Genomic DNA, 25896 nt, shown 5'->3' with positions numbered 1-25896 from the left:
TGTAAATGCGGGGCCTTCGGTATGTCTGGGCCTTCGGCATTAGCCGAGGCTGAGCCCGTGCTCACCCAGCGCGGCATCAATAATGTTCAGGGCTTTGGGTCCCATACCGTGCAGCTGCGCCAGGTCTTCCCGGGGAATGCCCGCCAGCTGGCGCAGCGAGGTGATCCCCGCGCCGCCCAGGGCCCGCACCGCGGGCGCAGAAATCCGGGGGAGTTCATTCAGCGAAGTGCTCATGCGTCGATGGTAGGCAACGGCAATTCCGGAAAGAAGGGCCCGCGGCGGACACGGCGGCGGGAGAGCGGTCAGTCCAGTTCGTAGAAGGAGACGACGGCGGCGAAACCGCGCCCCAGGACCTGCGGCCGGTCCGCGCTCCCCGGCACCGTGTCCAGCGGATCAAGCTCCTGGCTGCCCGCCTCGAGCATGGCTTTGGCGGATCCCTGCAGCAGGACCAGGAACTGGCCGGGCCCGAGCGACGGAGCATTCTTCTTCGACAGCTCCACCACCATCACGGCGGCACCGAAACGGGTGCGGTCCACGAAGGTATTAAGCACGGTCACTTCGCCGGTGGGCAGGGAAGCGGCTGCGGGCGCGTCTCCGGAGTAGCGGATCGGCCGGAGGCGTTCCATGGCGTGCTCGGTTCCGTCCACGTTCAGGAGGAGCAGCTCGCCCTCCACCGGAAGCGTGATGCGGTCCATTCCCTCAAACCTGGTGAACGGAGCGGATTTTTCGATGGTCGCGGCGGCTAAGCGCCAGCCGGGAGTTCCGGACGGGCCGGCAGGGCCGGACGCGATGTCCTTCACCCGACCGGCGTTATTCCCCCAGGTGTGGGAGGGCAGGGCAGCGAAGCTCAGGATCGAAGTTTCCACGCCTATTCCGTGAAAGCCTGGCGGGGCCGGGTCGAGAGGACATGGCGGCGGGCGGTAGCGGTGATCCGGAAACGCCTGCCGGTGGTCTCGGTGGGCTCAATGCGCACGAAGTGGTTCTTCTCCCCGCTCTGCCAGGGGAAGAGTTCCAGCGTCTCGGAATCCAGGACGTCCTCGATGGACGCGAGCTGGGAGGCCGTTCCCTTGAGCACGACGCTCCAGGCATAGCCCAGGCCGTCGTCGTAACCGTCGACCTCGAACGCGACCGGGGTGTCCGTGAGGGCTGCGGCCAGCTTGGTGCCCGCCGCGCTGCGGAAAACGACAGTGCCGTGGTCCACAGCGAAGTTGATGGGGAAGATGTCCGGCGCTCCCTCCACCAGCACGGCAAGCCGCCCGACCGAAGCCTGGCGGGCGTACTCCCAGCACTCGCTGGAAGTTAGCTCAACGGGTACTCCTGCATCATCTTTGGTTCGCGGCATGCCCTCAGTCTAGGCACAGGCAGCGGGATTAGGCACAGGCAGCAGGCCCAGGCCCAGGGCCGCGGATTTCGGTGCAGGCAGCGGGCCAGGCCCAGGCGTCCAGGTGCTGCTCCCTCAGCCGGCCCCTCAACCCCTGGGGGGACGGGGCCGCAGCGCAACTGGTACCGGGGGTCCAGACAATCCAGGCAGCCCGGGACCTGAGGGCGAGGCGGCCCTCTGCGGGTGGCCCGTAACGTAGAAGACCATGAGTCTGTTAGTTCCTTCCGCCCGAACCCTTCCGCGCCGCCCGGTGCCGGCCGGCCTCCTGACCACCGGGATCCTCCTGCTTCTAGCCGCTGCGGCCTACCCGGTCCGGGATGCCCTGTACCTCGCTGCCGCAGGGTCTGCGGCAGAATCCGCCGCTGCTCCAGCCGTCGGCCTCGTCGCCGAATCCGGGTTATGGCTCCTGGTGGCCGCGGCCGGTGGCATTGCAGCCTGGTCGCTGCTGCGCGACCGCCTGGTCTTCCTGCGTCTGGCCTCGGCGGGAGTGGGAGTGATCGGGGCGTATCTGCTCAGCGAGGGCATCAAGCTCATCGTGGCGGAGCAGCGTCCCTGCCGGGCCCTGGTGGTTGAGACCGTTCTTGCCTGTCCTGTTGATGGCGACTGGTCCTGGCCGTCGAACCACTCGGTGCTGGCGGCTGCCTTCGCCGCCGCATGCGTGCTCGCACTTGGCCGCACCGCGTGGCTGGTTGTGCCGGCAGCCGTGCTGCTTGCCGGATCCCGGGTGGCGGGCGGCGTCCACTATGTGCACGACGTCCTGTCCGGGCTGGCCCTGGGAACCCTGGTGGTCACCGTCGTCGTTTATGCGCTGGACCCAGTGCTCCGCCGGTTAGCCGTCCGGTCCTCCCGGCCGGATCAGGCACCTGGAGCCTCCGGGCAGCTGCCGGACGGACCACCACCGGCGGGCAAACCGTGACTCTGCACCGCATCTGGAGAACAATGGGCTCATGAAGGCAATCCTGAACGTTATCTGGCTCCTGTTCGGCGGTATTTGGCTGGCCCTGGGCTACGTCCTCGCCGGAATCGTCTGCTGCCTGCTGATCGTGACCATCCCGTTCGGCATCGCCTCCTTTAGGATCGCGTCTTATGCGCTGTGGCCCTTCGGCCGCACCGTTATCGACAGCGGCCGGGGTACCGGGGTGCTGGCCACCCTGGGCAATGTGATCTGGCTGGTGCTTGCCGGCGTATGGATCGCCATCGGGCATGTGCTGACGGCCATTCCCATGTTCGTCAGCATCATTGGCATCCCGCTGGGCATCGCGAACCTGAAAATGATCCCGATTTCCCTGGTCCCGCTGGGCAAGCGGATTGTGCCGACCTCCGGTCCCGGCCTGGTTCCCTACAATTCGCCGACTCCCTATGCGACCTATTCAGGGTCACCCGGCAAGGGCCGGTACGGCCGGTAACCTAAACCACCTGCGGGAACAGGTCCAGCCGATCAGCCGGCTAGACCGTCAAGGAAAGCGTGCATCACTGCCTCTGCGGGTGTTCCCTGCTCCGCGTTCTCAATGAACAGTGCGACGGCGAGATCACCATGGATGGCGACCACCCAGGCATGGGTGCCCGGCGGAGCTTCGCTGACGGAGTCGGCGGTGCCGTTTTTGGCCAGCACCGGCCCCCCGGGCACGTCCTGGAGCAGTTCGCCGGTGCCGTCGGTGACGACGCCCCGCATCAGTTCCCGCAGCGTCCCCGCCTCATCGCCGGTCACCGGCTCCGGTGACTGCGGGGCCGGACCGGCCGTGTTTTCCGCCCCGCCGTCCCCGGACGGAGAGACAAGCGCGGGCTGCACCCGTTCGCCCTTGGCCGCGGAGGCGCCGGCAATGGCCAGCGCGAGCGGCGACATCAGGACCTCGCCCTGCCCGATCATCGAGGCAGCATGCAGCGGCCCGTCAGCTGCCGCCGGCACTGAACCAAAGTAGGCGGGAGTGCCGATGGCTGCATCCACGCCCACTCCCAGGCTGGCAGCGGCGGAGGCGAGCCCGGACTGGGGAACCGAGTCCCGGGCGTTGACGAACGCGGTGCTGCAGGATTGAGCGAAGGCTTCGGCGAGGGTGATTCCGCCCAGGTATCCGCTGGGATATGTGCCGGGGTTGGTGAAGCTCCGGCCATCCACGTTCACATCCGCCGGGCAGGAAACCGTGGTCTCCGGTGTGGATCCGGTCCGCAGCAGTGCCAGGGCGGTGACGAGCTGGAACGCGGCCCCCGGAGCGTACTGGCCAAGCAGCGCCGTCTGCGCACCGCGGCTTCCCGGGCCGTTGGCCACGGCCAGGAGATTGCCGGTGGAGGGCTGGATCGCCACCAGGGCCGCGGCGGACGGTTCATCCTTCAGAACTGACTCGGCCTGGGCCTGGATGCCGGCAGCCAGGGTCGTCTGGAGCGGCTTTCCGGGTTCGCCGTCGGTCTCAAACAGCGGCGCCGACGCCACATTGTCTGTCCCGGCAATATGGACCGTGACGGCGTCGGCGCCCCTGAGCTGCGAGTCGTATTCCAGCTGCAGTCCGGAAAGCCCGGCCTGGTCACCGGGGGCCAGCGCGCCGCCGGACTTTTCGATCAGTTCCGGTGTGGCTTCTCCGACGGATCCCAACAGCGCCCCGGTGAAGGAGCCCGGCTGAGTCAGCGACCGGACTTCCGACAGTGCTGCGGCGCCTGGAACGGTGGCGATCTCCGACTCGAAGTTCGCCGGAACGCTGTCCTGCCGCACGGTAACGGCGTCCACGAAATCCTTGGGGCCGGCCGCCTGGACCTGTGCCGTGAAAGCATCGATGTCCATGTTCAGGAACTGGGACAGATAGAAGGCGGACGAGGCGTACTCCTTCTCGGTCAACACGGCCTTGTCGATGCCGACGCGCCAGACCGCCCGGTCCGCCATCAAGACGGCTCCGCCGGCACCAAGAATGTCCCCACGGTGCACGGGTGCGGTCGTGCGCACCAGCCGCTCCCCGGGGTCAAGCTCCGGGTGCACAGTGGTGGACGTGAACCGGACCTGCCAGGCATCCGCTTCGTCCCGTTCCAGGGTTACCGAAGTGTCGTAGCTGTAGTCTTCCGCAGCAGCATTGACATCCCAGACGTAGTTGAGCGTGGCAGTTGCCTGCGAACCGGAAGTCTCTTCTATGTCCGTGACGGTCACTGTCGGTTTCAGCGGGGCCATGCCGGAGACAAGATGCCCGAGCATACCGTTGACGGCTTCGACGGAGGAGTCGGAGAACGAGCTGCCCGTTACGTCCAGCGCGGAGAGCCCGGTGGCGAGGGTCTCCGCGGCGGTTTCGGGTCCCGGTCCCTCCTCCGGCGAACAGGCAGCCAGGGACAGTGCCACGACGGAAAGGGTTAGAGCGGATGCGAGCAGGCGGGGTTTCACCATCCGGTCAGGCTATCGGCGGGGACCGGGATCTGGACACGGCCGCCGCTCAAAGTGCGGCGGCCGTCCCTGCATTTCTTTGGAACAGGCTCAGCCGGCCAGGCCGTCCAGGAACGCCTTCATGACCGGTCCGCCGGACGTTGAGCCCAGTTCGCCCTCCTCAATGAACAGTGCGACGGCGAGATCGCCCTGGACCGCGACGACCCAGGCGTGGGTGCGCGGCGGGGTTTCGTTGCCGAATTCAGCAGTGCCGGTCTTGGCCAGCACAGGTTCGCCGGGAACAGCCTGGAGCAGCTGCACACCGCCGTCGGTCACGACCGCCCGCATCATTTCCCGGAGGGTGGCCGCTTCGGCGGTCGTCACGGAGGGGGAACCGGTAGCGCCGGAAGGGGAGGCCGAAGCAGAGGCCGTTTCACCAGCGGCCGCGGCGTCAGGCGCTTTGACCAGGAGCGGGGAGACCCGTTCGCCCTTGGCGACGGAGGCTCCGGCGATGGCCAGTGCCAGCGGGGAGACCAGGACTTCGCCCTGCCCGATCATCGAGGCGGCGTGCAGGGTTCCCTCCGCTGTCTCCGGCACGGATCCGAAGTACGCTGGGGTGCCGATGGCGGCGTCCACTCCCAAGCCCAGCGCCTGCGCTGCGGCGGCGAGATCCTGCTGGGCCACCGTTCCGCGGGCGTTGATGAAGGCGGTGTTGCAGGACTGCGCGAACGCCTGGCGCAGCGGGATGTCCCCGAGGAACCGTGCAGGGTAGGTGCTGGCGTTGTTGAACATCCGGCCGTCTGCGTTGAGCTCTTCGGGACAGGAGACCACGGAATCAGGGGTGGCCCCGGAGCGGAGCATCGCCAGGGTTGTGGCCAGCTTGAAGGTGGAGCCAGGGGCGTACTGCCCGAGCAGGGCCGTCTGGGCTCCTTCGCTGCCGGGACCGTTGGCCACGGCCAGGATGTTGCCGGTGGAGGGCTGGATAGCCACCAGTGCTGAGGCAGAAGGCTCATCTTCCAGGACGGACTCAGCCAGGGTCTGCAGCCGGGTGTCCAGCGTGGTCTGCAGCGGATCGGCAGCCACGCCAGCAGAGGTGAAGAGCGGTGCTGAGGAGACGTTCTCGGCAGTGACTGTACGGATTTGGACGCCGTCAATGCCCCTGAGCTGGGAGTCGTACTGCTGCTGCAGGCCGGAGAGCCCGGTCTGGTCTCCCGCGGAGAGTTCGCCGTCGGATTTTTCGATCAGTTCCGCCGTTGCCTCGCCCACCGATCCGAGCAACGCCCGGGCGAAGGTGCGGGTGGGCGCCAGCGCGAGGGTGCCCGGGATTGCCGCGGCACCGGGGATCGCCGCTACCTCACTCTCGAATTGCGCAGGAGTGCTGTCCTGCCGGAGCGTGATGGCCTCCACGAATGCCTGGGGTCCGGAGGCCAGGACCTGAGCGGTATAGGCAGCCGGGTCCAGTTCCAGAAACATGGCCAGGGCGGCAGCAGAGGACGCAAACTCGGCTTCAGTGATCCAGGACTTGTCGATGCCGACGCGCCAGACCGGACGCTGGGTCACCAGGACCTGACCATCTGCGCCGTGGATTTCGCCACGCGGCACTGGAGCGATCTCACGGACCAGACGGTCGGTGGAAGCCAGCTGGGGATGCACCGCGGTGGGGGCGAAGCTGACCTGCCAGGATCCCTCCTCGTCCCGCCGCAGGTCAACGGAGGTGTCATAGCTGAAGTCCTCATCGGAGGCGCTCACGTCCCACACGTAGCTGAGCGTGGCGGTGGCTTCGTCGTCAGAGATCTCTTCCACTGAGGCGACGCTGACGGTTGGTTTCAGCGGTGTCATGCCGGAGGTCCATTCCGCCAGCCTGAGGTTTGCTTCCTCCACGGTGGAGTCCAGGAACGACGTGCCGGAAACATCCAGCTTCGAGAGTCCTTCAGCAAGTGACTTGGCTGCCTCTTCGGGCTGTGGGCGGTCCTCCGCCGAGCAGGCTGCCAAGGAGAGCCCCAGGATGGACACGGTCAGGACAGATGCGAGCAAGCGATGTTTCCCCATCCGCACAGAGTACCGGGAGCGGAAATGAAAAGCGGACACGGGCGCTGTTGCACCCGTGTCCGCTCCGGCGGCAGAAGCTACACGCTGGCCACTGCAGCAGCGGCGCCCGCACCGGCTGCCTTCCGGGCTTCCCGCACCAGTTCGGCACAGCGCTCACCGATCATCATGGTGGTGATGTTCGGGTTGACCGTGGTTAGTTCCGGCATTACTGAGGCATCAGCCACCCGCAGACCGGTGACCCCCTTGACCCGCAGCTGCGGATCCAAAGGTGACATCCCGTCGTCGTACGCGCCCATTCGGACCGAACCGGCCGGGTGGTACACGGTGTTGTGCGTTTTACGGATGTACTCGGTGATCTCCTCGTCCGTCTGCACGTCCGGCCCCGGGTACAGTTCCCGGCCGGCCCACTCGGCCATGGCCGGCTGGGAGACGATTTCGCGGGCCTTCCTGATGCCGTAGACCATCACGCGCATGTCGTGCGGGTCGGTAAAGTAGCGCGGATCCACCATCGGCTTGTCCCGGAAATCCCGGCTGCGCAGCCGCACCGTGCCACGGGAGCGCGCGTGCGTTACGTTCGGGGTGAGGCAGAAACCGTTCTCCGTGGTGGGGAACCCCTGGCGCAGGGTATGCATGTCGAACGGCACGGAACCGTAATGGAACATCAGGTCCGGGCGGTCGAGCCCGTCTTCGGTGGGGGTGAAGATGCCGATTTCCCACCACTGGGTGGAGGTTTCGGTCATGGGCTGCTTCGCCTCCCACTGGATAACGCCCTCGGGATGGTCCTGCAGGTTCGAACCCACGCCGGGAGAGTCCGCACGCACCTCGATGCCGTGTTCGGCCAGGTGCTCCCGTGGGCCGATGCCGGAGAGCATCAGCAGCTTGGGGGAGTCGATCGCACCGGCGGAGAGGATGACCTCGGTCCGGGCGCGCAGCGTGTGGGTACGGGCGAATTGCCCGTCCACCACGTCGACGCCGGTGCAGTGGTTGGCGTCGTCGAATGTCAGTTCCCGGGCGCGCAGCCCGGTCAGCAGCGTGAAGTTCTTCCGTTCCATAATCGGATGGATGTAGGAAACGGAGGACGAGGAGCGGGTGCCGTCCGGATGCCGGTTGATCTGGAAGAAGTTGGCGCCGTTGGTGACGGTCTGCCCGGTGTTGAACTTCGTCCGCGGGATCCCGGCCTGTTCACAGGCGTCCAGGAGGGCGACGCCGCACGGATCGCTGGGCGGCACATTCATCAGTTTCACCGGGCCGTCCGCACCGTGGTGGGGTGCATCCGGGCCGGCGTCCTCGTTGGATTCCAGCTGCTTGTACAGCCGGAAGGCCATCTCGGAGTTCCAGCCTTCAGCGCCGAACTTCGTCTCCCACTCGTCGATGTCCTCGCGGGGCGCCCAGAAGGCGATGCAGGAGTTATGGCTGGAGCAGCCGCCCATGACCTTGGCGCGGGAGTGGCGCATAAACGAGTTGCCGTTTTCCTGCGGTTCGATCGGGTAGTCCCAGTCGTAGCCGGATTCGAGCAGTTCCATCCAGCGGTCCAGCTGCAGGATTTCCTCCAGGCCGCGGTCATCGGACCCTGCTTCCACGAGGGCCACTTCGACGGCGGGATCCTCGCTGAGCCGTGCGGCGACGGCGGCTCCGGCCGAGCCGCCACCGATCACGATGTAGTCGAATTCCGTTTTCTGCAGATGAGTCATGGAGTTAGTTGGCCTTTCCGTGGTCGGCGAACCAGCCGGTAACCTGGGGGCTGATGTTCTGGTAAATGTGCTTCGCTTCCTGGTATTCGCCCAACCCGGTGGGGCCGAGTTCGCGGCCGACGCCGGAGGCTCCGAAGCCGCCCCATTCGGCCTGCGGCAGGTAGGGGTGGAAATCATTGATCCAGATGGTGCCGTGGCGCAGCCTGCGGGCCACCCGCTGGGTCTTCCCGGCGTCCTGTGACCAGACCGCTCCGGCCAGGCCGTAGTCGGTGTCGTTGCCCAGCTCAACGGCTTCGTCTTCGCCGTTGAACGTTTCGACGGTGACCACGGGGCCGAAGGCCTCGTCCACCAGGGCCGAGCTGCCCCGCTGAACGTTATCCAGCACGGTCGGGGCGTAGTAGAAGCCCTTTTCCAGGTCGCCGGTGCCCCAGGTTCCGCCGCAGCGGACGCGGGCACCTTCGTCGACGGCCTTTTTGACGTAGGCGGTGACCTTGTCCCGGTGGGCCGCGGAAATGAGGGGACCGGTCTCGGCCGACTCATCGAACGGGCCGCCCATGCGGATCTGTTCAGCCCGGCGGACCAGTTCATTCACGAACCGTTCGGCAATTGGTTCTTCGACTATGAGCCGGGCTCCGGCGGAGCAGACCTGTCCGGAGTGGACGAAGGCGGCATTGAGCGCGTTGTCCACGGCGGCGTCGAAATCCGCGTCGGCAAAGACGATGTTGGGGTTCTTCCCGCCGAGTTCCAGGGCCACCTTCTTCACCGTGCCGGCTGCCGCAGCGGCAATGACCTTGCCGGTCGCCAGGCCGCCGGTAAAGGACACAAGGTCGACCTCGGGGGATTCCGCCAGCGGAGCTCCGGCCACGGCCCCGGCTCCAAGCACCAGGTTCGCCGTTCCGCGGGGCAGGCCAAGGTCTTCCAGGACCTGCATCATGAGGATGGACGTGGACGGGGTGAGTTCGGAGGGTTTCAGGATGAACGTGCAGCCGGCGGCCAGGGCCGGCGCGATCTTCCAAGCGGACTGCAGCAGGGGGTAGTTCCACGGGGCGATCATCCCGCACACGCCCACGGGTTCGTACTCGATCCGGGACACCACACTGGGGTCCCCTGCATCGACGATCCGGCCGGCGTTTTGGCCGGCGGTCTTTCCAAAGTAGGTGAAGCAGGCAGCGATATCGTCCATGTCGAGTTGGCTCTCGACCAGCCGCTTGCCCGTGTCGAGGGTCTCCGCCCGGGCGAACTCATCCTTCCGGGCGCGCAGTTCGGCCGCCACACGGAGCAGGAAGTCGCCTCGTTCCGGGGCGGGGACGGCAGCCCAATCGCCGCGGTCAAAGGCAGCGCGGGCGGCGGCGATCGCTTTCTCGGTGTCAGCGCGGGTGGCCTCGGAAACCGTGGCTACGTGTTCGCCGTCGGCGGGGTTGTGGATGTCACGGGTGCCTCCGTCGGATGCGGGGACCCACTCGCCATCGATGAAAAGGGTTGCAGTGGCGGTGCTCATACTTTTTCCTCCTCGCCGACAAAGTCGGCATCCCAGTTGTCTTTGACGACCGGGTCTTCGGTGATTGCGGTATTGCCGGGCACCTCGCGGTTGAGGTGCAGGAATTCAAGGTGCCGTTCGTAATGGTCCAGGACGTCGGTGATCAGCTGCTCCTTCGTGTAGCCCATGACGTCGTAGCCGTGGCTGCCTTCCAGGGAGAAGACCTCCATGCGGAAGTATTTGGTGTCCGTGGACGCGCTGCGCAGTGCGTAGGACGGCGTCTCGTACTGGACGGGGTAGACCTGGTATTTGAAGGGGCGCTCATCGCCCAGTCCGACGGCGAGGTCAGCCGAACGGATGTCGTTCGAACCGCAGTCGGCAAGGGACAGGGAAACTTCCGCACCCTTGGACTCGAGTTCGTCGTGGACCTCCTGCAGCGCGGGGTACGCGACGCTTTCCACGAAACGCGCTGCCTGCTTGGGCCCGGGGTAGGTCATGGCCCGGGTCAGCCGCTGGCGCCAGGAACGCCCACCCCTGCTGTCCCCGCCGCGGCCGGCGATCATCCCGGGCAGTGAAGCCCGGAAGCTGGCGGCCAGCGAGTTCTCCACCCGCAGCGCTTTGTAGACGCCGAGCATGATGAACAGCAGCAGGATGGACAGCGGCAGGCCCATGATGATCGTGGCATTCTGCAGTGTGGAAACACCGCCCACCATCAGCATCGCCAGAGTGAGCAGCCCGGTGACAACGGCCCAGAAAACGCGCATCCACTTCGGGGCGTCGGAATCGGCGTCCTTGAGGTGGGAGGTGAAGTTCGCCATCACCAGAGCTCCGGAATCAGCCGAGGTGACGTAGAACAGCAGCCCGGTGAAGGTGGCGATGGCTGCAGTGGCCGGGGCCCACGGGTATTGCTCCAGCAAGCCATAGAACGCACGTTCCGGCTGGTTCATCGCCACCTCGCCAAACGCTGCGTTTCCACCCATAACCAGGTCCAGGGCACTGTTTCCGAAGATGGAGATCCAAAGCAGGATAAAGGCGAAGGGAACAACCATGGTGCCCAGGACAAACTGGCGGATGGTCCGTCCGCGTGAAATGCGGGCGAGGAACAGTCCGACGAACGGTGCCCAGGCGATCCACCATGCCCAGAAGAACAGGGTCCAGCTGGACAGCCACCCGTCCGGCCGGTCGTAAGCCATGGTGTCCAGTGTCATGCCGGGGAAGCGGCTGAGGACGTCGCCGGTGTTCTGCACGATTCCGTCGAACAGGAAGCTGGTTTTGCCGGCGATGAGGACGAACAGCATCAGGCCGACGGCCAGGATCACGTTGAGTTCGGAGAGGCGGCGGATCCCCTTCTCCACCCCGGAGACCACCGAGACGGTGGCCATTGCCACTGACAGGGCGATCAGTGCGATCTGCACGCTGACGTTTTCCGGGACGTCGAACATGAAGTTCAGCCCGTAGTTCAGCTGCACGACGCCGATGCCCAGGGAAGTGGCGATGCCGAAGATGGTGCCAAGCAGGGCTGCAATGTCCACACCGTGCCCCAGCGGGCCATCGATTTTCTTGCCAAAGATCGGATACAGCGCGGAGCGGATGCTCAGTGGCAGGTTGTGCCGGTAGGCGAAGTAACCCAGTGCCAGTCCCATGAGGGCGTAAAGCGCCCAGCCCGTGATGCCGTAGTGGAAGAGAGTCCACACGAGAGCCTGCCGGGCTGCCTCGGCAGTGGAACCGTCGCCCTGGGGCGGAGCGAGGAACTGCGTGACGGGTTCGGAGACCGAGAAGAACATCAGGTCGATGCCAATCCCGGCTGCGAAGAGCATTGCGGCCCAAGTGAACAGTCCGAACTGAGGCTTCGAGTGGTCAGGGCCGAGTTTTGTCCTGCCGACCCCGGACAGGGCGATAACCAGGACGAAGATGACAACCATGGTCACCACCAGGAAGTAGTACCAGCCCATGTTCGTGGACACCCAGCCCACCATCGTCCCGATCACAGCCTCCGCTGATTCGGTGGAGATCATGGCCCACAATGCGATGGCGATGATGCCAATGGCGGAGCCAATAAATACCGTCTTGTTGACGCGGGTTTTCGCGGCTGTCTCGGGTGGCGTTTCCGTATCCGGGCTAGTCATCGGGTCCTTTTCACGGTGGGCAGAAAAAAGTAAGGTTCCTTAGTCTCGGAGCGGTCAGGCTATCAAAGCGGCTTTGGGGGAGCGGATTCCTGAGAGCTGGGTCACAGTTTGCGGGGGCGGCGGGGCCTGCGTGGGCGGAGCTCTGGCCAGGCTTCAAGCCCTGTCCCGGGGCGGCTTTCTTTGCTAACCTCCAAGAAGGCGGGCTGTGTCCCGTATCACAAACCGGTTCCGGGGTGCCCGGCCGGACCGCATTGATCCGGTACGACTCCTCAGGACCGCAACGCCGGCAAACTGAAGGAGCGGGTGAATGTCCGAACTGGATGTAGATCTTTCCGAAACAGAGCGGTCCTTCGGGCTCCGCCAGATACAGGCGGGTCACGCCCGCATGCTGGTGATCGGACGGGTTCTTCCACAGCCCATCGGAGCGGTGTGGAATGCACTGACCGACCCCTCCAGTATTGGAACCTACTTCGTGGAGCCGCAGGGCGACTTTCGACGTGGGGGCGACTACGAGGTGCCTGGCTTCTCCCAGGGGACCATCCTGCGGTGTGATCCACCGCGGCTGCTGACGCTTTCCTGGATCCCGCCGCATGGGAACGACGGTGAACTGGAAATCCATCTGGCCGACGAGGACGGGGCCACGCGGGTGGAACTGCTCTACGCTTCCGTGCGCAAGAGATTTGCCGTTATGACCCCGGACGTCAATGAGTGGGCGGCAGGACCGGGCTGGGAGTTCTTCCTCGATAACCTCACTGCACACCTTGATAACCGGGACGTGCGTCCGATAGACCGGGACTGGCGAACCATGGAGGGCGCAGACAAAGAGCTCTATCACGCCCGGAACGACGAATGGGTGCGGGTGAGGGAGGAATTCGAGCGGGATCACAGTCCGTTGCCCGGACCCGAGTAAACCTGGTCCAGGCGCACGAAACTGCCTGTGGATAACTTTACGTCCAACCTTGAGTGGACTACACTCAATCTTGTTGAGCATGGTCGGATGAAGCCAGATGGCAGGACCGTCAGGGTTCTCCAATTGGGCAGTCCACCGAGAGCTTGTTTGGTTGTTCTCCGAGCCTGAGAAGGAGCCCGCTGTGGATACGAAGTTCACGAATAAGAGCCAAGAGGCGCTTCAGTCCGCCGCCATGAATGCGACTACTGCCGGCAATCCCCAGATTGAGCCTGCCCATTTGCTGAAGGCGCTGATGGACCAGCGCCAGGGGGTGGCCGTGGCGCTGCTTAAGGCTGCGGGTGCCAATCCAGACGCTGTCAGCGTCGCGGCGAGCAACGCGATCCATGACCTGCCCTCCAGTTCCGGCTCATCCGTCCAGCAACCCCAGTTCTCGCGCCCCCTTCTGCAGGTCATCAACGCAGCGCAGCAGGAGGCTGCCCAACTCGGTGATGCCTACGTTTCCACCGAGCATCTGCTTCTGGCGCTGTCAGTCGACAGCGGGCCTGCAGGCAAAGCGCTGCGTGACAACAACGCCGGCCACGATGTGCTGGCCGCTGCCCTTCCCACCGTCCGAGGAGATCGAAAAGTGACGAATGCCGATCCGGAGAACACCTTCCAGGCACTGGAAAAGTACAGCACCGACCTCACTGAACTGGCGAGGTCAGGAAAACTGGACCCCGTCATCGGCCGCGATGCTGAAATCCGCCGGGTCATCCAGGTGCTGAGCCGCCGAACGAAGAATAACCCGGTGCTGATCGGTGAACCCGGGGTCGGTAAGACCGCCGTCGTCGAAGGCCTGGCGCAGCGGATCGTGGCGGGGGATGTGCCGGAGAGTCTCAGCGGCAAGACACTGCTCTCGCTGGACCTCGGATCCATGGTGGCGGGTGCTAAGTACCGCGGCGAATTCGAAGAACGGTTCAAGGCCGTGCTGGAGGAGATCGCCAGCGCCGAAGGGCAGATCGTCACCTTCATCGATGAGATGCACACCGTTGTGGGCGCAGGGGCGGCTGAAGGATCCATGGACGCCGGCAACATGCTCAAGCCGATGCTGGCCCGCGGCGAACTGCGCCTGATCGGCGCCACTACGCTGAACGAATACCGTGAAAATGTGGAGAAGGACGCTGCGCTGGAGCGCCGTTTCCAGCAGGTCTTCGTGGGGGAGCCCAGCGTTGCGGACACCATCGGCATCCTCCGCGGCCTGAAGGAACGCTACGAAGCGCACCACAAGGTAGCGATCGCAGACTCGGCGCTGGTTGCGGCGGCTAACCTCTCCAACCGGTACATCACCGGCCGCCAGCTTCCGGACAAGGCCATTGACCTCGTCGATGAGGCCGCGTCGCGGCTGCGGATGGAGATCGACTCTGCTCCGGAGGAAATCGATGAGCTGCGCCGCGCCGTGGACCGGCTCACCATGGAGGAACTGGCTATCTCCGGGGAAACGGATGAGGCCTCGCTGGAACGCCTCGAAGTGCTCCGTGCGGACTTGGCGAACAAGAAGGAACAGCTCGCCGCCCTCAATGCCCGCTGGGAGGCGGAGAAGGCCGGCCTCAACCGCGTTGGCGACATCAAGGCCCGCATCGACGAACTGCGTTCGCTGGCTGAAAAAGCCCAGCGCGACGGCGATCTGGCCGAGGCATCCAGGATCCTGTACGGTGAGATCCCGGCCATGCAGAAGGAACTCGACGCGGCGCAGGAAGCCGAGCAGGACCAGTTCGGTGAGGAGGCCAGGGAACTGATGGTCTCCGAGGAAGTCACTGCCGACGACATCGCCGAAGTGGTCTCCGCCTGGACCGGGATCCCTGCCGGCCGCATGCTCCAGGGCGAGTCCCAGAAGCTGCTGGAGATGGAATCAGTCATCGGGTCCCGGCTGATCGGCCAGAGCACCGCCGTCTCCGCCGTGGCGGACGCCGTCCGTCGTTCCCGCGCCGGGGTCAGCGATCCGGACCGGCCTACCGGTTCCTTCCTGTTCCTGGGCCCCACCGGCGTCGGCAAGACCGAACTGGCCAAGGCCCTTGCGGAGTTCATTTTCGACGACGAACGCGCCATAGTCCGTATGGACATGAGCGAGTATGCCGAAAAGCACACCGTGTCCCGCCTGGTTGGGGCTCCTCCCGGATACGTCGGATATGAGGAAGGCGGGCAGCTCACCGAGGCAGTCCGCCGACGCCCCTACTCCGTCATCCTGCTGGACGAGGTGGAGAAGGCCCACCCTGACGTCTTCGACATCCTGCTGCAGGTTCTCGACGACGGCCGGCTGACGGACGGGCAGGGCCGTACCGTGGACTTCCGCAACGTGATCCTGATCCTGACCTCCAACCTCGGGTCCCAGTTCCTGGTGGACCCGGGGCTGAACGAGGACCAGAAACGTGAATCAGTGATGTCCATGGTCAACGCCAACTTCAAGCCGGAGTTCCTGAACCGGCTGGATGACATCATCCTCTTCGACCCGCTGAGCCTGGAAGAGCTGTCCCAGATCGTGGACATCCAGGTCCGCGGGCTCGCCGCCCGGCTGAAGGACCGCCGCCTGACCCTGAAGGTCACCGACGCAGCACGCGAGTGGCTGGCGCTGACCGGATACGATCCGGCCTACGGCGCCCGGCCACTGCGCCGGCTGGTGCAGCGCGAAATCGGCGACAAACTCGCCAAGGGCATCCTGGCGGGCCGGATTTCCGACGGCGACACCGTCCTGGTGGATCGTCCCGAAGGCATCGGAGATGAACTCGGGGCACAGGGCCTCAGCGTGGAAGCAGTGGCGCCCGTCGGGTAGCTCCTGCGCAGACGAAAACCGGAAGGCCGCCAGCTGCGGCCTTCCGGTTTTGTTTGTCTCGCCTTGATATTCGTCTGGCCTCGTTCGGGGCCTGGACGATGGTCCTAGGGCTGGACGATGAGGGATTCTGTCAGATCTTCGCCCGGAGCAACCACAAAGCAGTCCACCCGGCGGTCGCCTGCGTCCCAGGAACTCTGGGTGGGGATGGCCCGGTTCAATTCCAGGTCTGAGTACTGGGAGGCGGAATCCGTGTACATCGCGGAAGAACAGACCTGCTCGGCCTTGGCAGTCAGCGCATCCGTGCCAGGGAAGGAATCCGAGTTGAGGTAGGACTCGCTGGCGACCAGCTGGGCATTGTGCGGGGTCTCGCAGGTGACTACCGTGACCTCTGCGTTAACGCTCTGGAAATCCTGGATGCAGGCGCCTGCCTCCAGATCGATGGGAGCGACCGAATCCTCCAGGACGCCCTCCTCCCGGTTGCTGTCAGCCACGACCGTGGCCAGCCAGATGCCGAGCAGGACAATGATCAGGATCGATCCGATGAGGACCAGCATGCGGGTGGTCCTGCTGCTGCCGCCGGTCTTGGCGGCGGCTTCTTCGGCTTCCCTGGTGCGCCGCGCCCGCCGCGAATCGGCAGGTACGGCTGAGGAACCGGAAGGATGAACTACGTGGGTGACTCCGGTGTCTGCTGAATCCTCGGCCGGGACATTTTTGGTCAGCGAGAGGGATGCAAAGGAATCGGTAACGGGCGCGGCAACATCGGTGCTGTCGCCGCTGACCACGGCTGTGGCGATAACGGGCTGCGCACCGGTGCGGCCGGTTGTGCCGGCGGTGCTGGCAGTCTGCGCCGTATCTTCCTCCTCCCCGGCATGCTGGGGGAGAGCGGTGTCCTTGGTGGCCCCGGCGTCCGCTGCGGCAGCGTCGTCCGAAGCATCAGCATCGTCCGCGTTGGTAGTGATGTCCCGAGAAGGCGAAGTGTCCTCGGTGCCTTCACCGGTGTCCGCCGGATCTTCGTCCGCCGTGCCGGCAGGACTTTCCCCGATCGAGTCCGGCTTATCCCCGGAATCCGTATCCTGCGCAGAATCCCTGTCCTTGGCTGAATCCGAAGTCTCCGCCGATTCTCCCGATCCCGCAGCCTTTGCAGCCCCAGCCGCCCCTTCAGCCTTTGCAGGTTCGGCTGTGCCTAAACCGGAGCCGGAATCAGAGTCGTCCTCAGCGGGATGGGCAGCCGGGTCCTCCGGCGGGGCGGGGGCGGCACCCTGGTCAGCCTGGTCAGCCGGCTCGGCGGCATCGGGGGCAGCCTCAGCGGCTTCCTTCCCGTCTTCGCTGCCGTCAGCCTCAGGGGGAGCCCCTGCCTCTCCGGCAGCGGGTTCCAGCTCAGTGAGGCCCTCCCCGGCGTCAACGGCGATTTCGGTGCCTTCGGGGGCGGGCTCGGTAATGCCGGCCTGCTTGCCGGCTTCAGCTGCCTCTTCCGAAACCGCCCGCACCTCGGCTGCGGCCTCAGGAAGCGAAGCGGCCTCGGCTGCCTCAGCGCTGATGGAAGGGGTATCCAGTGACGGTTCTGCGAGATGCACGTCTTCGACGGGAATGACAACGGGTTCCAGCGGAGCAGCCTGCTGGACCTCGGACTCAAACACTTCGGCCCATGCCTCGGCGTCACGGGTCCCGCCGCCGGAAAGCCAGGCCGGTGCTTCGGTGTGGGAGACCAAGTCGGTCAGGACGGCGTCTGGCTCCGAGGCGGGGGGTGCCGCCGGTTCCCCGGCGGGCCCGGATTCCAGGTCTGCGGTTTCCGGCTGTGGTTCGTGGTCCGCTGGCTCAGAACCTGTTGGCTCGGAATCTGTGGGCTCGGGGGCCGCTGGCTCCGGGCCTGTTGATTTGGGTGTCGTGGGTTCGTCTGCTGGCCCGGAGGCGTCCTTAGCGCCGGGACCGCTGCGCAGCGGTGGCCGTTTGGTCCCGCCCTTGGAGCCGAGCAGTCCCTTGGCAACGGTGCCTTTCTTCGCAGAGGCCGGCCGCTTGGCACCAGGGGTGCGCCTGCCTGTTTTCCCCGGTTTACCTGCTTTCCCGGGTGTGCCGGGCTGCTCGGCCTTGTCTTCGGGGGAAGCACCCGGTCCGGGGCGCCCACTGGTTGCTGACTGCTGCGGCTTGATAACGGGAATGCTCCTTGTGGCAGGGTTGTTCCGGAGAGGCGGTGCTGCCTTCGCAGCGGGAGGAGTTGCCCCGGAACCTTTGGGGACGGCGCTGCCCTTCGCAGGCGGGGAAGGCCGCAGGGACTTCCCGGGCAGGGATGAACCTGCCCGTGGCGTCCGCTTCTGATCGCTCATGGTGAACGTCTGTCCTCCCTGTTCGTGGCCACGCTGATGTCCCGCAACGTCTGTTCCTCCCTGACTTTAGCGAATTTGCAGGTGACAGCGCAGTACGCACCGGTCACGGACCAGGAGTAAACTTGGAAGTTGAGTGCGCGTGAGGTCATGCAGGGGCACAACGACGCGGGAAAACATGTAACCTGTAGATACGACAAATTGACCAAATTCCGGGGCCTCGCTCTCCTGCCCGAGCGACCACCTCCGGATCGACGCAAAAAGGGGGTCACGCCATGGGGCGCGGCCGTCAAAAGGCAAAAGCAACCAAGCAGGCACGCGAGATGAAGTACTTCACTCCTGCCACGGACTACTCGGCCCTGCAGCGAGAGCTGTCTGGTCCAACGAGCCGTCCATCGAGTCGATATCCCGAGGAACCGGCCGAGCCGGACTACTCGGCGTACGAGGATAAGTACGCAGATCAATTTGGCGATGAAGACGACGAGGACGAGGGTTCCCGCCGCATCGGCTAGATGCAGCACATCCCTCGTTTTCCGGCAAGCCAATTGCCCTCCTTCAGCGGATCACCGGTCGGTGGATCCGCTGAAGGGCGTTTAAGCGGGTTTTAGCAGCGCACCACGGAGCTGGACACCCACAAGGTCACGCCGGCAATCGATCAAAAAGATCACCAGCAACAAGATCCCCAGCAACAAGATCATCGGCAAAAAAGAGGGTGGACACTCATGGAGTGTCCACCCTCTTTTGCGTTGAAGGCTGGTGACCGCTTAGGCGTAGCTGCCAACCAGGCGGACGGCGCCGCCGTCGACACCCTTGGCGCCCTGGACGTAGTCCGGGTTAGCGGTGTCGGGTTCCCCTGCTGTTCCCACAGTTCCCATGGTCCAGGCCGGAACACCGCGCTCGGCCAGGCGGGCCAAGGCAGCGTCGGCTCCGGCGGCGTCGACAATCGCGACCATGCCAACGCCCAGGTTCAGTGTCCGCTCCAGATCCGGAAGCGGAACGTTGCCGAGTTCGCCAATGAGCTTGAAGACCGGGGGAAGCTCCCAGGTGGAGCGGTCAATGGTGGCTTCCATGCCCTTGGGCAGCACCCGGGCCAGGTTCGCGGCCAGCCCGCCGCCGGTGACGTGGCTGAAGCCGTGGACACCTGCCGGAGCGAAGCGTGCCAGGTCCAAGCAATCCGCGGCATAGACACGGGTGGGCTCGAGCAGTTCTTCGCCGAGGGTGCGTCCCAGTTCCGGGATCTGGCGTTCGAGCTGCCAGCCGGCGTGGTTGATCACGCGGCGGACCAGGGAGTAACCGTTGGAATGGATACCGGAGGACGCCATGCCAATAACCACGTCACCGTTGCGCACCCGCTCCGGGCCGAGCAGGTCCGCAGCTTCCACAACGCCGGTGGCGGCACCGGCGACGTCGTACTCGTCAATGCCCAGCAGGCCGGGATGCTCGGCGGTCTCTCCGCCCACCAGGGCAGTCCCGGCAACTTCGCAGGCTGCGGCGATGCCGCGGACGATGTCCGCGATGCGTTCCGGGACCACCTTGCCGCACGCAATGTAGTCGGTCATAAACAGCGGTTCGGCTCCAACCACCACGATGTCATCCACAACCATGCCAACCAGGTCGAAACCGATGGTGTGGTGGATATCGAGGGCCTGGGCGATGGCCACCTTGGTGCCGACGCCGTCTGTGGAGGTTGCCAGCAGCGGCTTCCTGTAGGTCAGGAGCCGGGAGACGTCGTAGAGTCCGGCGAATCCGCCGACCCCGCCGATGACGCTGTCATTGTGGGTGGCCTTGACGGCCGCCTTCATCAGTTCAACGGCTTTGTCGCCGGCTTCGACGTCCACACCTGCGGAGGCGTAGGTGATGGCGTTTTCGCTCGCGCTCATACTGGTTCTTTCTTGTCTGTCGGTGTCAGGAGGTTCTCGAATTCGCTGTCCGGGCCGGGATCGCAGCCATTGGAGCCGTCCGCGTCCGCGGAGTTCTCCAGCAGGTTCTTGCCCAGGCGGTCAGCGGAGGGAAGTTCGATGGGGTACTCGCCGGTGAAGCAGGCGGTGCAGAGTTTCTCCCGCGGCTGCTGGGTTGCCCCGATCATGCCGTCGTCAGAGATATAGGCCAGGGTGTCCGCCCCGATGGAGGTGCAGATTTCTTCGACCTCGGCGCCGTTGGCGATCAGCTCGGCGCGGGAGGCGAAGTCGATGCCATAGAAGCAGGGCCACTGAACGGGCGGTGAGGAGATCTTGACGTGGACTTCCTTCGCGCCGACCTCGCGCAGCATCCGCACAATGGCGCGCTGCGTGTTGCCGCGGACGATCGAGTCATCCACCACCACTACGCGCTTGCCGCGGATCACGGATTCCAGGGCGTTGAGCTTCAGCTTGATGCCCAGCTGACGCAGGGTCTGGCTGGGCTGGATGAAGGTGCGGCCCACGTAGGAGTTCTTGACGAAACCGTGCGCGAAGGGAATACCGGACTGCTCGGCGTAGCCCACGGCGGCCGGTGTGCCCGATTCCGGAACCGGAATCACGATGTCGGCGTCCACGGAGTTTTCGCGGGCCAGCTGGCGGCCCATTTCCACGCGGGATTCGTAGACCGAGCGCCCGTTGATGGTTGCATCCGGGCGGGCCAGGTAAACGTATTCGAATACGCAGCCGGCAGGGGTCGGTTCTCCGAACATCTGCGAACGGACTCCGTTTTCATCGATCGCGATGAACTCGCCGGGCTTGATTTCGCGGATGAAGGTAGCACCGACAGTGGCCAGGGCAGATCCTTCGGAAGCGACAACCCAGCCGCGGTTCAGCCGCCCAAGGACCAGAGGGCGGACGCCGTAGGTGTCACGCGCGGCGTACAGGGTGCCTTCGTCCATAAAGACGAAGGAGAACGCGCCGCGCAGTTTGGGCAGCAGCTCGAGCGCTGTTGCTTCCAGGGTGCGGCCGTCCGTGCCGTTGAGCAGCGCGGTGACCAGAGCCGTGTCAGAGGTGTTGCCCTGCGCGATTTCGCCCGCGCGGGGGCGGCCCTGGCGTTCCAGGATCAGTTCATAGAGTTCTGCGGAGTTGGTGAGATTGCCGTTGTGGGCCAGTGCTACTGTGCCGGAGGCTGTCGCACCGAGGGTCGGCTGCGCATTGGCCCAGTGGGAACCGCCGGTTGTGGAGTAGCGGCAGTGGCCGATGGCGATGTGCCCCAGCAGGGTGTTGAGGGTGGTCTCGTCGAAAACCTGGGAGACCAGGCCCATGTCCTTGTAAACGCTGATTCGTTTGCCGTCGCTGGTTGCGATTCCCGCGGACTCCTGTCCGCGGTGCTGCAGCGCATACAAACCGTAGTAGGTAAGCTTCGCTACCTCTTCGCCGGGGGCCCAGACACCGAAAACGCCGCAGGCATCCTGCGGTCCTTTCTCGCCGGGCATGAGATCGTGGGAAAGCTTTCCGTCACCGCGTGCCATAGGAATTATTCTCTCATGACCGCCGCGTGCAGCCGGTTCTGGGGCAGAGCGTTACGCGGCGGGGGATCCGCCGGTGTTACCGGGCTCGTCATCAGCTGCTTCGACGATGGCGTGCTTGGCACGGCGGACACTGATCCGGTCCAGGACGAGCGCAGCGATCGAGCCCAGTCCCACGCCGGGAAGCGCGAGGATCACGAAAAAGAAGCCCAGAACTGACTCACGGGTGTACTGCGGGTTCTCCGGCCCGGTGTAGGCCATCACCACGGCCACAACAAAGGCGGCAACCGCGCCCAGCACCATAAAGGGAACGAAGCGGGGAGCGCGGCGAATGGTGATCTCGCGCCGCTCAGGGCTGTGCTGCTCGGAAGTCATACGGGAATTCTACCGGCAGTAGAGGCTACTGTCCGACGCCGGTCCCAAGCTCCGGGAACAGCGGAAGGCACTCGGACAGGTCTGCGCGAAGCCCCGAGGCAGAGACTTTCCCGGCGGCGACGGCGCCGGTCCAGGACAGCGAACCGGTCACCAGGGCAAGCCAGGTGGCCGCGTCTGTCTCCACCACATTGGGCGGTGTACCGCGTGTATGCCGCGGCCCCGGGATGCATTGGGTAACGCCGAACGGCGGCACCCGCACTTCCACGCTGTTGCCCGGTACCCGCTCCGCCAGCTCCTCGAGCGCAAAGCGCACGGCTGTCGCCGTCGTCGTCCGGTCTGTTCCACTTGCAGCCGCAGCCGCAGCGGAAAGTGCTGCCCGGCCGTCGGCGGCGGAAATCCTGCGCCGTGCCATGCCTCAGTCCAGCAGTGCGGTGACGGGGGCGGCCAGCCGGAGACTCCCGACCGGGTTGCCGCCGCCGAGGACCGGCGGGACAACCTTGGCGAGGACCTTGAAAACGGCTTCCGGGTCGATCGCTCCGCTGGCCGCAAGCAGGGTCAGTCCCACCAGGGTTGCGGCCCGTCCGTTGCCGTCGAGCATCTTCAGGGCAACGGCAACACCGGTGCTGGTACCCAGGACCAGGACGCCCTCGGCACCGCTCTTGGCGATGACACCGAGGTCCTCCATCACAATGGTGTTTTCCTTGCCGGCACCGTGCACGGCCCAGGGGTAGTCGAGCATGGCGGTGGCCACGGTGGCGGCCCGCGCGTCACCGTGTTTGCCGGACGGGGCCTGGGCCAGCCGGCCGATGCCCCGGGCCAGACCGGTCAGGGAAACCGCTGCCAGCGGAGCTCCGCAGCCATCCACGGCCCAGTGGGCAGGCATTTCCCCGCAGTATTCTTCGACAACGCGGGCGACACCCTGCTGCATCGGGTGCTGCGGATCCAGGTAGGTTGCGGTGTCCCAGCCGTTTTCGGTGCAGGCCCAGAGGAAGGCTGCATGCTTGCCGGAACAGTTGAACGCAATTTTCTGTTTCCCGGCGCCGGAGCGGATCAGCGCTGTCCGCGCTTCCTCGTTCTGCGGCCAGTCCGCCGGGCACTGCAGGTGCTCTTCGGTCAGGCCTGCGGCCTCCAGCATGCCGCGGACGACGTCGGTATGTTCCTTCGCGCCCGTATGGCTGGCCGCGGCGAGAGCCACCTGCGGTCCGCGCAGGGGAACGCCGGCCTGCATCGCGGCGACCGCCTGGAAGGGCTTGAGGGAGGAACGGGGGAAGACCGGCGTTGTGATGTCGCCGAGGGAGGTGACCACCGACCCGTCAGCCGAGAGGACGACGGCGGACCCCACATGCCGTGACTCGATGAAACCGTTGCGTTCCACAACGGCGAGTTCGACGGCATCAGCGGCAGTAAAAGTGGCAGGCATACTGCCAGTCTACGAAAGACCGGCGCGCAGCCCGGGACGCGCGCGGGTATCCGCGGAAGGTTGTTGCCGGTGTGGGGGGAGCGGGCCGACGCAGAGTCCGGAAAAATGTGAGCCGGTACGCGGCGAGGCAGGGGCGCGATGACCGCCCCGGCACAGCCATCGAGCCCGCCTGCCGCATTGCCCGCACCGGCGGACCCAAAGAGCCCGCCGCTCTTTACTATCCGCTCCGCCCACGGCACGGGCAACGCCTCCGGGTGAAACCGGTACCGGCGGCCGCCGTCATGCTGATGCCCTGGCTTTCAGGCCGCGCGTCCCTGCCAGTACCCTGAATGATTGTGAAGGTTCTCGTTGTTGGCCCCGGTGGCCGCGAACACGCCATTGTCCGGGCATTGCTGGCCGACCCCTACGTTTCGGAAGTCCATGCGGCTCCCGGAAACGCCGGAATCGCCCAGATTGTGCCAGTCCATCCCGTCAACGCCAGCGATCCCGCGGCCGTGACCGAACTGGCCCGCAGCCTCGGTTCAGACCTCGTGATTGTCGGGCCTGAGGCTCCGCTCGCCGCCGGCGTATCCGACGGGCTGGCCGAAGCCGGTATCCCGGTCTTCGGCCCGTCCCGCGAGGCGGCTCAGCTCGAAGCATCGAAAGCGTTCGCCAAGCAGATCATGGCCGCTGCCAATGTCCCCACCGCGATGGCCCGGGTGGCCGCCACGGCTGAGGAAGCCGCGGACGCGCTGGACACCTTCGGTGCGCCGTACGTGGTCAAGGACGACGGGCTTGCGGCTGGGAAGGGCGTCGTCGTTACGTCCGACCGGGATGAAGCCCTGGCCCACGCCGAAGCCTGCTTCGACGCCGGCGGCACCGTGGTGATCGAGGAATACCTCGACGGCCCCGAAGTCTCCCTCTTTGTCCTCTCCGACGGGCGGCATGTGGTGCCGCTCGCCCCCGCACAGGACTTCAAGCGCATCTTCGACAACGATGAAGGCCCCAATACCGGCGGCATGGGTGCCTACTCGCCGCTCGAGTGGGCGCCGGCAAACCTGGTCGACGACGTTATTGCCCGCGTCGCCCAGCCAACCGTGGATGAAATGGCTGCCCGCGGCACACCGTTTGTCGGTGTGCTGTACTGCGGGCTGGCGCTCACCTCCCGCGGGATGCGCGTCATCGAATTCAACGCGCGCTTCGGCGATCCGGAAACCCAGGCCGTTCTGGCCCGGCTGAAGACTCCGCTCGGCGGGCTGCTGCTGGCTGCCGCCAAGGGCGAGCTGGATGCCATGGAGCAGCTGAAGTGGGACGCGCGCACCGCCGTCGCCGTCGTCGTCGCATCTGAAAACTACCCCGACACACCGCGCACCGGAGACCCGATCCTGGGTCTGGTGGAAGCGGAAGCGATCGAGGGTGTGCACGTGCTGCACGCCGGAACCCGGATCGATGACGCGGAGATCGTCAGCGCCGGAGGCCGGGTGCTCGCCGTCGTGGCCCTGGGCCAGGACCTGGTGCAGGCACGGGACCTCGCGTATGCCGGCGTCGCCGAGATCGGCCTGGAGGGCTCGCAGCACCGGACCGACATTGCGCTCAAGGCCTCCCGCGGCGAAATCGTGGTGCCGGCCGGCAGCGCGGGCGTCGACAACGAGAAGGAACTTTCATGAGCGAGGCACCGCAGCTGCAGGGCTGGCAGCACATCTACTCCGGGAAGGTCCGCGACCTGTACGTTCCGGCCGGCACGGACGCTCCGGATGACCGGGTGCTGGTGGTCGCCAGCGACCGGATCAGCGCCTACGACCACGTGCTTTCCAGCACCATCCCGGACAAGGGCCGGATCCTGACCCAGCTCAGCCTATGGTGGTTCGACCAGCTGAAGAGCATTCCCAACCACGTGATTTCCGCGGACGAAGGTGTTCCGGCCGAAGTCGCCGGGCGCGCCATGATCTGCAGGAAGCTGGAGATGTACCCGGTGGAGGCCATCGCCCGCGGCTACCTCACCGGTTCCGGGCTTCTCGAGTACAAGAACTCGCAGACCGTTTGCGACGTGCCGCTGCCGGCCGGCCTGGTCGACGGCTCGCGGCTGGAGCCGGCGATTTTCACGCCGTCAGCCAAGGCTGAGGTGGGCGAGCATGACGAGAACATTAATTACGACGCCGTCGTCACCGCCGTGGGTGCCGAGACCGCCGCGAAGATCCGCGACCTGACGCTGGAGATCTACACCACCGCCGAGGCGATTGCCCGGGAGCGGGGGATCATCCTGGCGGACACCAAGGTGGAGTTCGGCCTGGATCCGGCCACCGGCCTGGTCACTCTGGGCGATGAGGTGCTGACCCCGGATTCCTCGCGGTTCTGGGACGCCTCCCTGTACGAGCCGGGCCAGGCGCAGCCGTCCTTCGACAAGCAGTACGTCCGGGACTGGCTCACGTCACCGGAATCCGGCTGGGACAAGGCCTCGGACACCCAGCCTCCCGCGCTGCCGGCCGACGTCGTCGAGCGCACCCGCGCCCGCTACATCGACGCGTACGAGCGGTTGACCGGAAAGACGTTCGTCTAGCTTTCCTGCCCACGGCCCCGGGATTTCCCGGGGCCGTTTTGCGTCT

Annotated in this window: 21 protein-coding genes; 7 read left to right on the top strand and 14 right to left on the bottom strand. The window is 65.6% G+C overall.

Features of this window, described 5'->3' with window-relative positions; translation table 11 throughout:
* Positions 1 to 39: 39 nt before the first annotated feature.
* From ArtHe_RS11985 to ArtHe_RS11975, 3 genes are all read right to left on the bottom strand, one after another.
* Complete coding sequence (locus ArtHe_RS11985; RefSeq protein WP_066296619.1) at positions 40 to 234, bottom strand: DNA-binding protein; 195 nt, start codon at positions 232 to 234, stop codon at positions 40 to 42.
* Positions 235 to 302: 68 nt separating this feature from the next.
* Positions 303 to 866: a HutD family protein gene (locus tag ArtHe_RS11980; RefSeq protein ID WP_248317087.1), complete on the bottom strand. Its 564-nt coding sequence runs from the start codon at positions 864 to 866 to the stop codon at positions 303 to 305.
* Positions 867 to 868: 2 nt separating this feature from the next.
* Entirely contained in the window at positions 869 to 1342 is a 474-nt protein-coding gene (locus tag ArtHe_RS11975; protein WP_248317086.1) for a pyridoxamine 5'-phosphate oxidase family protein, read from the bottom strand.
* Between the two features lie 244 nt (positions 1343 to 1586).
* On the opposite strand from ArtHe_RS11975, the gene ArtHe_RS11970 reads away from it, so the two are divergent.
* Positions 1587 to 2297 carry a phosphatase PAP2 family protein gene (locus ArtHe_RS11970; protein WP_248317085.1) on the top strand — a complete coding sequence of 237 codons (711 nt, stop codon included), beginning with the start codon at positions 1587 to 1589 and terminating at the stop codon, positions 2295 to 2297.
* Between the two features lie 31 nt (positions 2298 to 2328).
* Positions 2329 to 2787 carry a YccF domain-containing protein gene (locus ArtHe_RS11965; RefSeq protein ID WP_248317084.1) on the top strand — a complete coding sequence of 153 codons (459 nt, stop codon included), beginning with the start codon at positions 2329 to 2331 and terminating at the stop codon, positions 2785 to 2787.
* A 32-nt stretch (positions 2788 to 2819) separates the two neighbouring features.
* Here ArtHe_RS11965 and ArtHe_RS11960 read toward each other — a convergent pair whose 3' ends face one another.
* The 5 genes from ArtHe_RS11960 to betT all read right to left on the bottom strand — a co-directional run bounded on the left by ArtHe_RS11960 (position 2820) and on the right by betT (position 12058).
* Complete coding sequence (locus ArtHe_RS11960; RefSeq protein WP_248317083.1) at positions 2820 to 4739, bottom strand: penicillin-binding transpeptidase domain-containing protein; 1920 nt, start codon at positions 4737 to 4739, stop codon at positions 2820 to 2822.
* Positions 4740 to 4826: 87 nt separating this feature from the next.
* Positions 4827 to 6749 (bottom strand): penicillin-binding transpeptidase domain-containing protein, encoded by a 1923-nt coding sequence (locus ArtHe_RS11955; protein ID WP_349238353.1) that lies wholly within the window; start codon positions 6747 to 6749, stop codon positions 4827 to 4829.
* Positions 6750 to 6841: 92 nt separating this feature from the next.
* Positions 6842 to 8455, bottom strand: a complete 1614-nt coding sequence (locus ArtHe_RS11950) for a GMC oxidoreductase (RefSeq protein ID WP_248317081.1) — start codon at positions 8453 to 8455, stop codon at positions 6842 to 6844.
* 4 nt (positions 8456 to 8459) lie between these two features.
* The gene (locus tag ArtHe_RS11945; RefSeq protein WP_248317080.1) at positions 8460 to 9953 is read right to left on the bottom strand and encodes an aldehyde dehydrogenase family protein; all 1494 of its coding nucleotides are present in this window, start codon (positions 9951 to 9953) and stop codon (positions 8460 to 8462) included.
* Positions 9950 to 12058 carry a choline BCCT transporter BetT gene (gene betT, locus ArtHe_RS11940; protein ID WP_248317079.1) on the bottom strand — a complete coding sequence of 703 codons (2109 nt, stop codon included), beginning with the start codon at positions 12056 to 12058 and terminating at the stop codon, positions 9950 to 9952. The genes ArtHe_RS11945 and betT overlap by 4 nt, the downstream gene beginning before the upstream one ends.
* 307 nt (positions 12059 to 12365) lie before the next feature.
* On the opposite strand from betT, the gene ArtHe_RS11935 reads away from it, so the two are divergent.
* The gene (locus tag ArtHe_RS11935; protein ID WP_248317078.1) at positions 12366 to 12968 is read left to right on the top strand and encodes an SRPBCC domain-containing protein; all 603 of its coding nucleotides are present in this window, start codon (positions 12366 to 12368) and stop codon (positions 12966 to 12968) included.
* Between the two features lie 181 nt (positions 12969 to 13149).
* Positions 13150 to 15774 (top strand): ATP-dependent chaperone ClpB, encoded by a 2625-nt coding sequence (clpB, locus tag ArtHe_RS11930; protein ID WP_248317077.1) that lies wholly within the window; start codon positions 13150 to 13152, stop codon positions 15772 to 15774.
* 104 nt (positions 15775 to 15878) lie between these two features.
* Here clpB and ArtHe_RS11925 read toward each other — a convergent pair whose 3' ends face one another.
* Entirely contained in the window at positions 15879 to 18095 is a 2217-nt protein-coding gene (locus tag ArtHe_RS11925) for a septum formation family protein (RefSeq protein ID WP_248317076.1), read from the bottom strand.
* 272 nt (positions 18096 to 18367) lie between these two features.
* On the opposite strand from ArtHe_RS11925, the gene ArtHe_RS11920 reads away from it, so the two are divergent.
* Positions 18368 to 18604 carry a DUF3073 domain-containing protein gene (locus ArtHe_RS11920; RefSeq protein ID WP_066296597.1) on the top strand — a complete coding sequence of 79 codons (237 nt, stop codon included), beginning with the start codon at positions 18368 to 18370 and terminating at the stop codon, positions 18602 to 18604.
* 252 nt (positions 18605 to 18856) lie between these two features.
* Here ArtHe_RS11920 and purM read toward each other — a convergent pair whose 3' ends face one another.
* The 5 genes from purM to ArtHe_RS11895 are packed head-to-tail and all read right to left on the bottom strand — an operon-like array spanning position 18857 to position 23314.
* Complete coding sequence (gene purM / locus ArtHe_RS11915; RefSeq protein WP_248317075.1) at positions 18857 to 19972, bottom strand: phosphoribosylformylglycinamidine cyclo-ligase; 1116 nt, start codon at positions 19970 to 19972, stop codon at positions 18857 to 18859.
* Positions 19969 to 21522, bottom strand: a complete 1554-nt coding sequence (gene purF / locus ArtHe_RS11910) for an amidophosphoribosyltransferase (RefSeq protein ID WP_248317074.1) — start codon at positions 21520 to 21522, stop codon at positions 19969 to 19971. The genes purM and purF overlap by 4 nt, the downstream gene beginning before the upstream one ends.
* A 51-nt stretch (positions 21523 to 21573) precedes the next feature.
* The gene (locus tag ArtHe_RS11905; RefSeq protein WP_066296591.1) at positions 21574 to 21894 is read right to left on the bottom strand and encodes a hypothetical protein; all 321 of its coding nucleotides are present in this window, start codon (positions 21892 to 21894) and stop codon (positions 21574 to 21576) included.
* A 25-nt stretch (positions 21895 to 21919) separates the two neighbouring features.
* Positions 21920 to 22306: a sterol carrier family protein gene (locus tag ArtHe_RS11900; protein WP_066296589.1), complete on the bottom strand. Its 387-nt coding sequence runs from the start codon at positions 22304 to 22306 to the stop codon at positions 21920 to 21922.
* Between the two features lie 3 nt (positions 22307 to 22309).
* Positions 22310 to 23314 (bottom strand): asparaginase, encoded by a 1005-nt coding sequence (locus ArtHe_RS11895; RefSeq protein WP_248317073.1) that lies wholly within the window; start codon positions 23312 to 23314, stop codon positions 22310 to 22312.
* A gap of 335 nt (positions 23315 to 23649) precedes the next feature.
* Between ArtHe_RS11895 and purD the strand changes: the two genes are divergently transcribed.
* A complete protein-coding gene (gene purD / locus ArtHe_RS11890) occupies positions 23650 to 24960 on the top strand; it encodes a phosphoribosylamine--glycine ligase (RefSeq protein ID WP_248319782.1) in 1311 nt (436 codons plus the stop codon).
* Complete coding sequence (locus ArtHe_RS11885) at positions 24957 to 25850, top strand: phosphoribosylaminoimidazolesuccinocarboxamide synthase (protein WP_066296580.1); 894 nt, start codon at positions 24957 to 24959, stop codon at positions 25848 to 25850. Before purD ends, ArtHe_RS11885 begins: the two co-directional genes overlap by 4 nt.
* Positions 25851 to 25896 lie beyond the last annotated feature (46 nt).

The organism is Arthrobacter sp. Helios (assembly GCF_023167125.1).
Taxonomy (GTDB): domain Bacteria; phylum Actinomycetota; class Actinomycetes; order Actinomycetales; family Micrococcaceae; genus Arthrobacter_B; species Arthrobacter_B luteolus.
This window is presented reverse-complemented; position numbering and strand designations above follow the sequence as displayed.

Excerpts from the sequence above, each read along its gene's own strand:
- ArtHe_RS11970 (WP_248317085.1), top strand. The coding sequence starts at position 1,587 with ATGAGTCTGTTAGTTCCTTCCGCCCGAACCCTTCCGCGCCGCCCGGTG.
- purM (WP_248317075.1), bottom strand. The coding sequence starts at position 19,972 with ATGAGCGCGAGCGAAAACGCCATCACCTACGCCTCCGCAGGTGTGGAC.
- purF (WP_248317074.1), bottom strand. The coding sequence starts at position 21,522 with ATGGCACGCGGTGACGGAAAGCTTTCCCACGATCTCATGCCCGGCGAG.
- ArtHe_RS11895 (WP_248317073.1), bottom strand. The coding sequence starts at position 23,314 with ATGCCTGCCACTTTTACTGCCGCTGATGCCGTCGAACTCGCCGTTGTG.
- ArtHe_RS11985 (WP_066296619.1), bottom strand. The coding sequence starts at position 234 with ATGAGCACTTCGCTGAATGAACTCCCCCGGATTTCTGCGCCCGCGGTG.
- betT (WP_248317079.1), bottom strand. The coding sequence starts at position 12,058 with ATGACTAGCCCGGATACGGAAACGCCACCCGAGACAGCCGCGAAAACC.
- ArtHe_RS11945 (WP_248317080.1), bottom strand. The coding sequence starts at position 9,953 with ATGAGCACCGCCACTGCAACCCTTTTCATCGATGGCGAGTGGGTCCCC.
- ArtHe_RS11905 (WP_066296591.1), bottom strand. The coding sequence starts at position 21,894 with ATGACTTCCGAGCAGCACAGCCCTGAGCGGCGCGAGATCACCATTCGC.
- ArtHe_RS11925 (WP_248317076.1), bottom strand. The coding sequence starts at position 18,095 with ATGAGCGATCAGAAGCGGACGCCACGGGCAGGTTCATCCCTGCCCGGG.
- ArtHe_RS11975 (WP_248317086.1), bottom strand. The coding sequence starts at position 1,342 with ATGCCGCGAACCAAAGATGATGCAGGAGTACCCGTTGAGCTAACTTCC.
- ArtHe_RS11920 (WP_066296597.1), top strand. The coding sequence starts at position 18,368 with ATGGGGCGCGGCCGTCAAAAGGCAAAAGCAACCAAGCAGGCACGCGAG.
- ArtHe_RS11965 (WP_248317084.1), top strand. The coding sequence starts at position 2,329 with ATGAAGGCAATCCTGAACGTTATCTGGCTCCTGTTCGGCGGTATTTGG.
- ArtHe_RS11960 (WP_248317083.1), bottom strand. The coding sequence starts at position 4,739 with ATGGTGAAACCCCGCCTGCTCGCATCCGCTCTAACCCTTTCCGTCGTG.
- ArtHe_RS11885 (WP_066296580.1), top strand. The coding sequence starts at position 24,957 with ATGAGCGAGGCACCGCAGCTGCAGGGCTGGCAGCACATCTACTCCGGG.
- ArtHe_RS11950 (WP_248317081.1), bottom strand. The coding sequence starts at position 8,455 with ATGACTCATCTGCAGAAAACGGAATTCGACTACATCGTGATCGGTGGC.
- ArtHe_RS11900 (WP_066296589.1), bottom strand. The coding sequence starts at position 22,306 with ATGGCACGGCGCAGGATTTCCGCCGCCGACGGCCGGGCAGCACTTTCC.
- ArtHe_RS11935 (WP_248317078.1), top strand. The coding sequence starts at position 12,366 with ATGTCCGAACTGGATGTAGATCTTTCCGAAACAGAGCGGTCCTTCGGG.